Here is a 12,098-nt window from a genome sequence, read left to right as displayed (position 1 = left end):
GAGCAGGTGCCGCCCGACTCGCCGAGCGGCCGGGGAATCGCCGACCAGTGGGTCCGGTGGCTGACCGGTATCTTCGCGACGCCGGACAGCCCCGGAATCCCGGACACGCCCGAGTTCCGGATTCAGGCCGCCGAGCAGTGCTCGGCGATCTTGCACTTCCTGTCGCGACACAACAGGCATTCCACTCATATAGACGACCGAAACTGCAAGATCGGCGCGGTCTTCTCGCGCGAGCTGGGTGATCGTGGCTGGGGCAGCCGGGTCGCGGGCGACCTGGGCCACCACGTCCTGGGCGACCGGCCGGTCGCGGATCTCGGCGGGCGCGACGCGCTCGGCCCGCAGCAGGACCCGGGCCGCGTTGGTGGCGTCGTCCGTCAGAAGGTACGCGCGCGCCGCGTCGATCAGGTGCGCGGCGCGGTGCTCGACCGGCAGCCATCGCCACCCGTCCCGTCCGATCGCCAACTCGTGGCGGGCGACCCCCTGCGGCCCGTCGCCCAACTCCGCGGCGGCGGCGACCTGCACCAACTCGACGACCGTCGGCCCGAACGCCGTCCGGTGATGGTCGTGTCCGTCGCCCACCTGGACGGCCAGCTCGGCGGCCTCATCAAGCAGGGCACCGACCACCCGATCGTCACAGGGACCGATTCGTTTTCAAGAGGCCATTGCGCGACCCTTACGCGAGGAACTGGTTGGTGGCTTCGATGAGCAGGCTGCGGGTGCCAGGTTCGGAGCCGCTGTGACCCGCGTCCTCCACGATGTGGAACACGGCCTCAGGCCAGACCCGATGCAGGTCCCAGGCCTGGCTCGGTGGCGTCTTGATGTCGTAACGGCCGTTCACGATCACCGTCGGGATGTGTCGAATGCGGTCGACGCCCGCCAGGAGACCTTCCGGCGGGAGGAAGCCGCCGTTACTGATGTAGTGGTGTGTGATGCGGGCGAACGCCAGCAGGCTGGCGTCGTCGATGCCGGGCGGCGCAATCGGCAGCAGGGTGTTGGCCGAAAGCTCCCAGTTCATCCAGGCGCGGGCCGCCGGGCCGTGGACCGCGGGGTCGGGATGGAAGATGCGGCGGCCATAGGCGCCGACGAGGTCGCCCTGTTCCGGCACGGGGATCGCCGCACAGAAGGCCGCCCACTCGGCGGGAAACAGGTGCGCTGCGCCCGCCGGGGTGAACGCCCATGCCTCGTCCGACCTGCGTACCAGCCACACGCCACGGAGCACGAGTTCGGTGACCCGCTCGGGATGGGCCTGCGCGTAGGCCAGGGCGAGGGTGCTGCCCCAACTGCCACCGAAGACGAGCCAACGCTCGATCCCTAGGTGCTCGCGTAGCTGCTCGATGTCCGCCACCAGGTGCGGGGTGGTGTTGTGTTCCAGTGACGTCTTCGGGTCGCCGGCGAAGGGCTGGCTGCGACCGCAGTTTCGCTGGTCGAACAGCGCGACCCGGTAGCCGGACGGGTCGAAGTACTGCCGATTGCCGGGGAGCAGACCACCGCCGGGGCCGCCGTGCAGGAAGACCGCGGGTTTGCCGGCCGGGTTTCCACACAGTTCCCAGTAGAGCTCGTTGCCGTGGCCGACGCTGAGCATCCCGGAGTCGTACGGCTCGATGGGCGGATACCAGTCCATGACAGCAGGGTCCCCTCCCGACGACGTTGTCGGAAGGGGACCCTGCTGGTCTGCGGTTCGACTTACGGCTTGACGTGCGCGTTCACGAACGACGGGTAGCCGAAGACGCTGGAGATGAAGACCCCGCCCGCCTTGGACCCGTGCACGTTGTAGGCCACGTCGACGAAGAGCGGCACCACCGGCGCGTGCTCCTTCATGATCCGCTCGTCGAGCTTGGCCCACTCCGGGCCCTGCTCGGCGGCGGGCAGCGCCGAGATGCGGTCCATCTCGCTGTTGATCGCCGGGTCGTTGAAGTAGGCCTGGTTGCTGTTGCCCTCGGCCTTGATGGTGCGGCCGTCGTAGAGCACCGGCAGGATCGAGGCCCCGCTCGGCCAGTCCGCCGCCCAGTTACCGATGTACAGGTCCCAGGGGTTGTCCTTCTTCTTGATCTCGTCGAGCTTCGCGTCGTCGGAGATGTTCCGCAGCGTGATCTTGAAGCCGGCCCGCTCCAGGTTGGCCTTGAGCTGCGCGCCCTGCTGCTGCTCGGTGGAGTTGTCGGCCACACCGAGAACCAGCTCCGGCGTCTTCCCGCCGAGCAGCTCCTTGGCCTTGTCGAGGTTGCCGTTGGCCCCCGCCGGGTACGCGTCGTACGCCTGGTAGCCGATGGTGGCCGGCGGCATCAGCGTGGTCAGCGGCGCGGCGACGGTCTGCCCGCCCATGGCCTTGATGAAGCCCTCGCGGTCGATGGCGTAGTTGAGCGCCTGACGGACCTTGAGGTCGGTGACCCGCTGGTTGTTGATCACGAGCTGGTTCGCGCTCGGGGTCGGCGAGAGGATGCTGCGCGACTTGAGGGTGGCGTCCCCGGCCACCTTGGCGACCAGCGAGGCGGGCACGGTGTTGAAGGCGAGCGCGCTCTGGTCGGCGCCGTTGTCAGCGATCACCCGGTTGTTGGCGGCGTCCGCGGTCGGGCCGAAGCTCCAGACGAACTGGTCCGGGTACTGGTGCCGGACCGGGTCGGTCTTCGGGTCCCAGTTGGGGTTGCGGTCCAGCGTGATCTGCACGCCGACCTGGTTCTTGGCGACCTTGTACGGGCCGGACGAGAACGGCTGCTTGTCCAGGTCGACGCCGGTGTCCTTGTCGGCCGGCAGCGGCGCGGTGGTCGGCAGCGAGACCGCGAACGGCAGGTCACAGCGGGGCTTGGCGAACTCGAAGCGCAGCGTCTTCGCGTCCGGCGTGGTCAGGCCGGGCGGCAGCGACGTCTTGTTCTTCTTGAAGTCCCACTTGGTGTCGAACTGCGCGGTGTCGGCCAGCCACTCCTGGATGTAGGTCGGGCCGCCGGACAGGTCCGGGTCGAAGGACCGGGCAATGCCGTACGCGATCTCCTTGGAGGTGATCGGTCGACCGTCCTCGAACTTCACCCCGTCCTTGACGGTGAACTCCCAGACCTTGCAGTCGTTGTTGACGTTCTTGCCCGGCGTCTCGGCCAGGTCGCCCACCAGGACCAGGCCGCCCTTGCCGTCGTCCTTCCAGGTGGTCAGGTAGCGGGCGAACAGCGGGTTGGTCATCAGACCGGCAAACGAGTACGTCCGCTGCGGGTCCAGGTGCGAGATCGGCGACTCCCGGATGATGGTGAAGGTGCCGCCCTTCACGGCACCGCTCACCTCGGCCGCCGGGCCCTGCGAGTCCTTGGGGTCGGTCGCGATGACCCCGGTCTGCTGCCGGTTGTTGTCCACCGTGGTGCCCTCGCCCGTGTTCTTCGAGCACGCACCCAGTGCCACCACCAGAGCTATCGCGCCGCCTGCGGCAACCGCCACGCGTGGTCTCATGAAGTACCCCCTTCACCCATGTGCCGTGCGAATTCGTCGGGGCGAGAACCGCCGACGTCCCGAGGATCGTAAGGAAGAAAACCTACGAGTTGTGTAACAGTTGTCGATAAATTCCGCCACCGGCCGCGCGCTGGTCACCGATGACTCAGCGCAGTCGCACCCGTGGGTCGATTGCCGCGTACAGCAGGTCCACGAGCACGTTCGCCAACACCACGAAGACGGCGGCGATCAACACGGTCGCCATGATCGTGGGCAGGTCACCCGCGCGCACCGCGTCCACCGCCGTACGCCCCAACCCCTGGATGCCGAACGTCGTCTCGGTGATCACCGTCCCGCCCAGCGCCCCGCCCACGTCCAGCCCCGCGATCGTCACCACCGGGGTGATCGCCGCGCGCAGGGCGTGTCGCCCGTACACAGTGGGTTTGGCCAGGCCCTTGGCCCGCGCGGTCCGGACGAAGTCCTCCGAGAGCGTCTCCAGCATCTGCGCCCGCGACAACCGGGCGTAGATGGCCGAGAAGAGGAAGGCGAGCGCCACCCAGGCGAGCACCAACCCGCTGGCCCACTTCGCCGGATTGTCGAATATCGAGGTGTAGCTGGGCACCGGCAACAGCCGCAGGTTGTAGACGAACACCAGCAGCAGCACCGCGCCCACGAAGTACAGCTGCAACGAGGCCCCGGTCAGCGAGAAGCCGATGGCCAGCCGATCCAGCCAGGTGCCCCGCCGCAGCGCGGACACCATGCCGAGCCCCACGCCGAGCAGCAACCAGAGGATGGCCGCCGGGATCACGATGCTCAGCGTCACCGGCAACACCCGGGCGATGGTGTCCGAGACGGCCTCGTTGGTGACGTACGACCAGCCCAGGCAGGGCGCGTCGCACCGGCCACCCTGGGCGCTGCCCAGGTCCCGACCGGTCACGATGCCCTTCATGTAGCCGGCGTACTGGCTGATCAGCGGGTCGTTCAGGCCCAGGTCGTCGCGGACCCGCTCCAGCCGCTCCGGGTTGCAGTTCTTCGAGCAGATGCTGCTGACCGGGTCGCGCGGCAGGGCGAAGAACATCAGGAAGGTCAACACGCTCACCGCGAAGAGGGTCAGCGTGGCGGAGAAGAGTCGCTTGAGCAGAAATCGCGCCATGATTGTGACCCCTACCGGGACGACTTCGGGTCGAGCGCGTCGCGCAACGCGTCGCCGAAGAGGTTGAAGGCGAACACCAGCGCGAAGATCGTGATGCCCGGAAAGAACACGTACGCCGGGTCGGTCTGGAGGAAGTCCAGACTGCGGTAGATCATCCGGCCGAAGCTCGGCGTCTCGTCGCTCAGGCCGACGCCGATGAACGACAGCGCCGCCTCGCTGGTGATGAACTGCGGCACCGCCAGGGAGAACGACACCAGGATCGGCGCCCAGATGTTCGGCAGCAACTGCCGGAAGATGATGTGTCCCACCCCGGCGCCGCTGGCCTTGGCGGCCTCCACGAACTCCCGCTCGCGCAGCGCGATCACCTGCCCGCGTACCAGCCGGGCCGTGCTGGTCCAGCCGAAGATGGCGAAGACGGCGATCAGGACGCCCACCCCGAAGGCGGACGACACCTGCCCCCGCTCACCGTAGAAGCGCAACGTGATGGTGGGCGTCAGCGCCAGCGCGATGATCAGGAAGGGCATGGCCAGGGTCAGGTCGGTGATCCAGTTGATCACCGCGTCGAGCCAGCCGCCGAGGTAGCCGGCGAGCGCGCCGAGCACGACACCGATCGTCGCGGTGATCAGGGCCGCCGCGAACGCGATGAACAGCGACGTCCGCAGCCCGTAGATCAGGCGGATGAAGATGTCCCGGCCCAACCCCGGCTCCAGACCGAACCAGTGCTCCCCACTGACCCCGCCGGCGTACCCCAGCGGCATGCCGAAGCCGTCCAGCATGTTCTGGAACTGCTCCCGCGGGCCGATCCCGTAGACCATTTCGATCAGGGGGGCGGCCAACCCCAACAGCAGGAAGAACACCAGGAGTACGCCGCTGATCATCGCCGTCCGGTCGCGGCGCAGCCGCAGCCAGGCGAGCTGACCGGGCGAACGGCCTACGACGCCCCTGGTCGCGGCTGCGCCCTCGTCGCCGCCGGACTCGATCTCGGCCAGCGCCACGCCCTCCACCGGGGACAGGCTCACGACGACACCTCCTCGACGACCTGGGTGATCGACCCCGCCCCTTCGGGGAAGTGACACGCGGTGGCCTGGTTGCCGCCATCGCGGGGGATCAGCGCGGGCTCCTCGGTGGCGCAGATGTCCTGCGCCTTCCAGCACCGGGTGCGGAACCGACAGCCCGACGGCGGGTCCAGCGGGGTGGGTACGTCACCGGTCAGCCGGATCCGCCCCGCCGGGCCGAGCTGGGTGACGTCCGGGATCGCCGAGAGCAACGCCCGGGTGTACGGGTGCTGTGGGCGCTCGTAGATGTCCGCCCGGTCGCCGATCTCCACGATCCGACCCAGGTACATGACCGCGACCCGCTGGCAGAAGTGCCGGACCACGGCCAGGTCGTGCGCGATGAACACGAAGGCCAGGCCAAGGTCGCGTTGCAGGTCGCGCAGCAGGTTGACGACCTGCGCCTGGATCGAGACGTCCAGCGCGCTCACCGGCTCGTCCGCGACGATCAGCTTCGGCCGCAGGGCCAGCGCGCGGGCGATGCCGATGCGCTGGCGTTGACCACCGGAGAACTCGTGCGGGTACCGGTTGTAGTGCTCCGGGTTCAGCCCGACCAGCTCCAGCAACTCCTGCACCCGGGCCTTGATGCCACCCGGCGGCTTGATGCCGTTGACCTGTAGCGGCATCGCCACGATCCGGCCCACCGTGTGCCGAGGGTTCAGCGAGGCGTACGGGTCCTGGAAGATGATCTGGAATTCCTGGCGCAGCGGGCGCAACTCCCGGCGGCCGGCGTGCGTGATGTCCCGCCCGTCGAACTCGATGCTGCCGCTCGTCGGTTCCAGCAACCGCACCAGCATCCGACCGGTGGTGGTCTTGCCGCAGCCCGACTCCCCCACCAGGCCGAGCGTCTCGCCCGGGCGCACGTCGAAGTCGAGCCCGTCGACCGCCCGCACCAGACCGGTGGAGCGCAGCCCCTGACGTACCGGGAAGTGCTTGCTCAGGCCGCGTACCCGCAGCAGTGGTTCGTCGGTCATCTCCACGGTCCTCCGTTCGGGACTGCGGTACTCCGCCGCGCTGCGTTCCTCGCCCTCACACAGCCACCCCCACTCGCGCGATGTCCTCGGCGTAGAACGCGGCGCGCTCCTCCGCGCTCAGGTGACAGGCGACCAGGTGGCCATCGGCCCCGGCTGGGCGCAACTCGGGCACCTCGGTGCGGGAGCGGCTGCCGGCGCGGTCCGCGTACCGGCAGCGCGGGTGGAACGCGCAGCCCGAGGGCAGGTTGATCAGGCTGGGCGGGTTGCCGGGGATGGGCACCAGGTCCGCGTCCGCGTCGCCGTGCAGCGACGGCACGCTGGAGAGCAACCCCCAGGTGTACGGATGCTGCGGCGCCCGGAGCACCTGCTCCACGCTGCCCCGCTCGACGGCCCGCCCGCCGTACATGACCAGCACGTCGTCGGCGACCTGGCCGACCACGCCGAGGTCGTGGGTGATCAGGATGATCGCGGAGTGGAACTCGGCCTGGAGGTCGGCCAGCAGATCCAGGATCTGCGCCTGCACGGTGACGTCCAACGCGGTGGTCGGCTCGTCGGCGATCAGCAGCGCCGGGTCGTTGACCAGGGACATCGCGATCATCGCCCGCTGGCGCATGCCGCCGGAGAACTCGTGCGGGTACTGGTCGAAGCGACGTGCCGGTTGCGGGATGCCGACCCGGTCCAGCATGTCGACAGCACGTTGGCGGGCCTCGCGCCGGTTGGCCTTCGGGTGGTGCACCCGGTACGCCTCGGCGATCTGCCGGCCCACCGTGTAGTACGGGTGCAGCGCCGACAGTGGATCCTGGAAGATCATCGCCATGTCCCGGCCGCGCAGCCGGCGTACCTCCTCGTCGGCGAGGCCGACCACCTGCCGGCCACCCACGGAGATCTCCCCGGTGACGGTGGTCCGTTTCGGGTCGTGCAGGCCGAGAATCGCCAGCGAGGTGACGCTCTTGCCGGAGCCGGACTCACCCACGATGCCGAGAGTGCGGCCCCGCTGGACGGCGAACGACACCCCGTCGACCGCGTGCACCACGCCGTCCTCGGTGTCGAACCGGACCCGCAGGTCACGTACCCGCAGGTAGGCGTCCTGGTCGGAGCGCTGTGCCGGCACAGCGGGGCGGTCGTCCGGGTCCCCGGACGGCGAGGGTTCCGAGCTGTCCACGGCCACCTCCCTCAGTGACGAAGAGAACTTACAACAAAGTCCCGAGGGTGAAAATAAGCTACAAAGTCGGCACGTGTCAGCGGGCCCGAGCGTAACGAGTCGGCATCGGCCCCGCACCCCCGTCACCTCGCCATCCACACCCGTTCATCTCGCGCACCGCGCACCGCGCACCGCGCACCGCGCACCGCGCACCGCGCACCGCGCACCGCGCACCGCGCACCGCGCACCGCGCCAAGATCTGCGCAACTTCCCCGATGTTGCTGCCTCCGACACGCGAGGAGGCAGCAACATCTCCGATCCTGCGCGGATCTTGACGACGAACCACCGCACGGAGAGCAGGAGCGGGGTTTGGTGCGCCCACCGCCGCCAAGGTCACGCTCGAACCAGGATCCAGTGGCATCGCCGACGCGCGGACACCACTACAACCAGGATGTTGCGCGATCTTGCCTTCCGCGGAGCGCCGGGAACGCCTACATCTGCACAGAGCGCGATCTTTGGCACCTCAACCTCGACGGCTACCCCTTCTGACCGGGCATTTCATCCTGTGCTCGCACGTCAGGCGCGACCTGAGCGATCCGGAATGAGCTGCACTGGGCAGGTGATTCCCGCCAGCATTCTTGGCTACGCGCTGCCATGGACCGAGTCGGACTACCTCGCCCTCGGCGAGACAACCCAGCGGATCGAACTCCTCGACGGCAGCCTGCTCATCGGACCACCGCCGTCCGTCCGACACCAGGTGATCGTCCGTGGTCTGACGGCCGCGTTGGAACCCGGCTGCGCTGCGGCGAATCGCCTTCTGCTCCCGGTGATCAACCTACGACTGATTGGCACGCGGATCCTCAACCCCGACCTTGTGGTGACGGCGGAGCTGGATCTCACGGCCGACTGCGTGCCGGCGGGCCCGGTCCTGCTGGTCGGGGAGGTCACCGCACCACACACCGCCACCATCGACCGGGTGCTGAAGCCGCACCTGTACGCCAGAGCCGGGATCGAGTGGTATCTCCTCGTTGAGCAAGAAAGCCTGAGCGTGAACCTCTACCAGCTAGAGGGGGCCCACTACGTAGAGCGGTCGACCACCAGGACCGGCGAGGTGTTGGAGCTGACCGAGCCGGTGAAGGCCACCATCCGGCCGGAGGAACTGCTCCCCTGACGGGTGCCGGTCGGCTGGCTTAGGGTCGGTCCATGACCGAGTTCGACGCGGCTGCCGCCGCCGTCCAGGCCGCCCTCGACGGGGGCGCCCGGTACGCCGACGCCCGGGTGATGCACCGCCGCTACGAGTCGATGACCGCGCGCAACGGTGACGTGGAGGAACTGACCCAGGACGAGAGCATCGGGCTCGGGGTCAGAGCGCTCGTCGGGGCGAGTTGGGGCTTCCACGCCGTACCCGATCTGTCGGACGCCGCCGCCCGCGACGCCGGCCGGCGCGCGACGCGGACCGCCATGGCGAGCGCGCGGGTGCCGGGCCCTTCGGTCGATCTGGTGCCGGTCCAGGCTGTCACCGCGAGCTGGGCCTCCGGCTGTCAGATCGACCCACTCGGGGTGGCGCTGTCGGACAAGGGCGATCTGCTGGTCGACGCCACGCGCACGATGGCCGAGCACGGCGCGGACCTGGCCGAGGGCCTGTACCAGATCTGGGACACCGCGAAGTGGTTCGTCTCCAGCGAGGGCCACCGGATCGACCAGCGCATCCGCGAGTGCGGCGGCGGCATCTCGGCCACCTCGATCGGCGACGGCGAGACGCAGCGCCGCTCCTGGCCGAGCTACCGCGGCCAGTACGGCACCACCGGGTGGGAGCTGGTCGAGTCGCTGGAGCTGGCCGCGCACGCCGCGCAGATCGCCGAGGAGTCCCGCGCGCTGCTCACCGCGCCAGCCTGCCCGGCCGGTGAGACAGACCTGATCCTCGGCGGCGAACAGTTGGCCCTGCAGATCCACGAGTCGGTCGGGCACGCCATCGAACTGGACCGGATCCTCGGCTGGGAGGCGGCCTTCGCCGGCACGTCCTGGCTGGACCTGGCCCAGCTCGGCTCGCTCCGCTACGGCTCGGAGCTGATGAACATCACCATCGACCCGACGATCCCGGGTGCGCTGGGCAGCTTCGGTTTCGACGACGAGGGCTCCCCGGCGGTGAAACGGGACGCGGTCCGGGACGGTCGCTGGGTCGGCGTGCTCGCCGGCCGCGACTCCGCGGCCATGGCCAGCCTCGACTACAGCGGGAGCGTACGGGCCGACGGGTGGGCCCGGCTGCCGATGGTGCGGATGACCAACGTCGGCCTGGAACCCGGCCCGCACACGCTGGAGGAGATCATCGCGGCCACCGACGACGGCGTGCTGATGGACGTCAACCGGTCCTGGTCGATCGACGACAAGCGGCTCAACTTCCAGTTCGGCTGCGAGGTCGGCTGGGAGGTCAAGAAGGGGCGGCGGGGGCGGATGCTGCGCAACCCCACGTACACCGGGATCGGCCCCCTGTTCTGGCGCTCGATGGACATGCTCTCCGGCGAGACGGTCTCCTGGGGCACGCCCAACTGCGGTAAGGGCCAGCCCGGCCAGATCGGGCACACCGGCCACCCGGCCGCGCCGGCCCGGTTCCGCAACGTCCGCGTCGGGGTCTCGGCGTGAGCGCGAGGAGTGAGCCGGGTTTGCGAGCCCCGCAGTCGCGAACGAAAGGTGGCCCAGCGTGAGCGCGAGGAGTGAGCCGGGTTTGCGCGCCCCGCAGTCGCGAACGAAAGGTGGCTCGGCATGACTGGGCAGACGGAGTTGGAGCTGGCGGGGCAGGTGGTGGAGCTGGTGCGGCGTCTTGGCGGGCCGACCGCGCAGGCCGAGGCGGTGGTGACGCGGGCGGACCTGGCGCTGACCCGGTTCGCCAACTCGGGCATCCACCAGAACGTCTCCGAGTCCACCGTCGGGGTCCGACTGCGGGTGCACGTCGACGGTCGGACGGCTGCCGGTGGCGGCAGCGTGGTCACCGCCGACGGGACGTCCGATCTGGTGGAGCGCACCCTGGCCGCGGCGCGGCTCTGCCCGCCCGACCCGGGTTGGCCGGGGCTTACCCCGCCCATGCCCACGCCCGACGCCCCGCCCGTCGACGAGGCCACCGCGCACGCTGAGCCGGATCAGCGGGCCGATCGGGTGCGGGCGTTCGTGGCCGCCGCCGGGGGCCTCAGCACGGCCGGTTACTGCCGCACCGCGCACCGCTCGTCGGCGTTCGCCAACTCGGCCGGGCACTCGGCGTACGGCCGCTCGGTCGACGCGGCGATGGACGGCATCGCCCGCCTCGACGGCGCGGACGGGGTGGCCCGGCGCAGCACCGACCGGCTGTCCGACCTCGACGGCGCCGAGCTGGGCGCGCAGGCGGCCGCGAAGGTGCGGGCGGCGGCCGACCCGGTGGAGCTGCCGCCGGGGCACTACGAGGTGGTGTTCGAGCCGGCCGCGGTGGCGGATCTCCTGCAGAACCTGTCCTTCTACGGCTTCAACGGCAAGCGGTACGCCGAGCGGCAGTCGTTCGCCGAGCCGGGCGCGGCCCAGTTCGACAGGGCGGTGACGGTGGTGGACGACCCGCTGGGCGGGTCCGGGTTGCCGTTCGACTCCGAGGGCACCGGCCGACGGGCGCTGACGCTCGTCGAGGCGGGCACCACCCGGGCGGTGGCGCACGATCGGCGGACCGCCGCCGAGGCGGGCGCGGAGTCCACCGGGCACGCGGTCGCGGGGGGAGCCACCTGGGGGCCGATGCCCCGCAACCTGCGGCTGAGCGGCGCGGTGGCGGGGCCGGCCAGCGCCGTGGGCCGGAGCACCACCGGCGCGGCGGCCGGGGCGGTCGTCGACGCGGACACCGCCGCGTTGGTGGCCGGCGTACGCCGGGGGCTGCTGGTGACCGACCTCTGGTACACCCGGGTGCTCGACCCGAAGAGCCTCGTCGTCACCGGGCTGACCCGCAACGGCGTCTGGCTGATCGAGGACGGCACTGTCGTCCGGGCGGTCCGTGACCTGCGGTTCATCGAGTCGTACCCGCGGGCGCTCGGGCCGGGGGCGGTGCTCGGGCTCGGCGCGCGGGCGGTGCGCCAACCGGACCGGGTGGACGGTGCCTGGTGGGCGGCCCCCTCGCTGCGGCTGGCGTCCTGGCACTTCACCGGAGGAGCTTCCGGCTGACGGTGTCGGCCACGCTCGCCGATGTCGGCGACGCGCCAAAAGCGGCGCGGCGAGGGCTTTTCCGCAGGCCAGACACACGGGACACTCCCTTGCGCGGACGGCTCGCGGAGATCGGCGTAACGTGTGTCACTTAGCTGCGTCGGTCGATCCGGCGTGGTCGTTGGTGTGCGCATGACGTGGCAGCGGGTGCGGGTTCGCCGGTCCGC

At 70.1% G+C, this 12,098-nt stretch carries 10 protein-coding genes; 4 read left to right on the top strand and 6 right to left on the bottom strand.

All coding sequences use genetic code 11. The annotated features are described in order from the left end of the window. Positions 1–6: 6 nt before the first annotated feature. Entirely contained in the window at positions 7–705 is a 699-nt protein-coding gene (locus AB0877_RS08045) for a hypothetical protein (RefSeq protein ID WP_366608148.1), read from the top strand. On the opposite strand, the gene pip is transcribed toward AB0877_RS08045, so the two are convergent. The 6 genes from pip to AB0877_RS08015 form a co-directional block, all read right to left on the bottom strand. After that, entirely contained in the window at positions 674–1,621 is a 948-nt protein-coding gene (gene pip, locus AB0877_RS08040; protein WP_366607778.1) for a prolyl aminopeptidase, read from the bottom strand. The genes AB0877_RS08045 and pip overlap by 32 nt on opposite strands. Before the next feature lie 62 nt (positions 1,622–1,683). Further along, positions 1,684–3,426, bottom strand: coding sequence for an ABC transporter substrate-binding protein (locus tag AB0877_RS08035; RefSeq protein WP_366607776.1), 1,743 nt, complete (start codon positions 3,424–3,426; stop codon positions 1,684–1,686). Between the two features lie 145 nt (positions 3,427–3,571). Then, the gene (locus tag AB0877_RS08030) at positions 3,572–4,558 is read right to left on the bottom strand and encodes an ABC transporter permease (protein WP_366607774.1); all 987 of its coding nucleotides are present in this window, start codon (positions 4,556–4,558) and stop codon (positions 3,572–3,574) included. A gap of 11 nt (positions 4,559–4,569) precedes the next feature. Then, positions 4,570–5,577 (bottom strand): ABC transporter permease, encoded by a 1,008-nt coding sequence (locus AB0877_RS08025; RefSeq protein ID WP_366607772.1) that lies wholly within the window; start codon positions 5,575–5,577, stop codon positions 4,570–4,572. Beyond that, positions 5,574–6,584, bottom strand: a complete 1,011-nt coding sequence (locus tag AB0877_RS08020) for a dipeptide ABC transporter ATP-binding protein (protein ID WP_366607770.1) — start codon at positions 6,582–6,584, stop codon at positions 5,574–5,576. The genes AB0877_RS08025 and AB0877_RS08020 overlap by 4 nt, the downstream gene beginning before the upstream one ends. 55 nt (positions 6,585–6,639) lie before the next feature. Next, positions 6,640–7,695, bottom strand: a complete 1,056-nt coding sequence (locus AB0877_RS08015; protein WP_366608125.1) for an ABC transporter ATP-binding protein — start codon at positions 7,693–7,695, stop codon at positions 6,640–6,642. 649 nt (positions 7,696–8,344) lie between these two features. Between AB0877_RS08015 and AB0877_RS08010 the strand changes: the two genes are divergently transcribed. The 3 genes from AB0877_RS08010 to AB0877_RS08000 all read left to right on the top strand — a co-directional run bounded on the left by AB0877_RS08010 (position 8,345) and on the right by AB0877_RS08000 (position 11,892). Beyond that, positions 8,345–8,896, top strand: coding sequence for a Uma2 family endonuclease (locus AB0877_RS08010; protein ID WP_366607768.1), 552 nt, complete (start codon positions 8,345–8,347; stop codon positions 8,894–8,896). Between the two features lie 32 nt (positions 8,897–8,928). After that, positions 8,929–10,365: a TldD/PmbA family protein gene (locus AB0877_RS08005; protein WP_366607766.1), complete on the top strand. Its 1,437-nt coding sequence runs from the start codon at positions 8,929–8,931 to the stop codon at positions 10,363–10,365. Between the two features lie 120 nt (positions 10,366–10,485). After that, positions 10,486–11,892 carry a metallopeptidase TldD-related protein gene (locus tag AB0877_RS08000; protein WP_366607764.1) on the top strand — a complete coding sequence of 469 codons (1,407 nt, stop codon included), beginning with the start codon at positions 10,486–10,488 and terminating at the stop codon, positions 11,890–11,892. The last annotated feature ends 206 nt before the right edge of the window (positions 11,893–12,098 follow it).

Source organism: Micromonospora sp. NPDC047644, assembly GCF_040704315.1.
Classification (GTDB): Bacteria; Actinomycetota; Actinomycetes; order Mycobacteriales; family Micromonosporaceae; genus Micromonospora.
The sequence above is the reverse complement of the archived record's forward strand: the minus strand, read 5'-3'. Positions and strand labels throughout refer to the sequence as shown.

What these genes read in the sequence shown, in the direction of transcription:
- pip (WP_366607778.1), bottom strand. Translation starts at nt 1,621, where the DNA reads ATGGACTGGTATCCGCCCATCGAGCCGTACGACTCCGGGATGCTCAGC.
- AB0877_RS08005 (WP_366607766.1), top strand. Translation starts at nt 8,929, where the DNA reads ATGACCGAGTTCGACGCGGCTGCCGCCGCCGTCCAGGCCGCCCTCGAC.
- AB0877_RS08035 (WP_366607776.1), bottom strand. Translation starts at nt 3,426, where the DNA reads ATGAGACCACGCGTGGCGGTTGCCGCAGGCGGCGCGATAGCTCTGGTG.
- AB0877_RS08030 (WP_366607774.1), bottom strand. Translation starts at nt 4,558, where the DNA reads ATGGCGCGATTTCTGCTCAAGCGACTCTTCTCCGCCACGCTGACCCTC.
- AB0877_RS08020 (WP_366607770.1), bottom strand. Translation starts at nt 6,584, where the DNA reads ATGACCGACGAACCACTGCTGCGGGTACGCGGCCTGAGCAAGCACTTC.
- AB0877_RS08000 (WP_366607764.1), top strand. Translation starts at nt 10,486, where the DNA reads ATGACTGGGCAGACGGAGTTGGAGCTGGCGGGGCAGGTGGTGGAGCTG.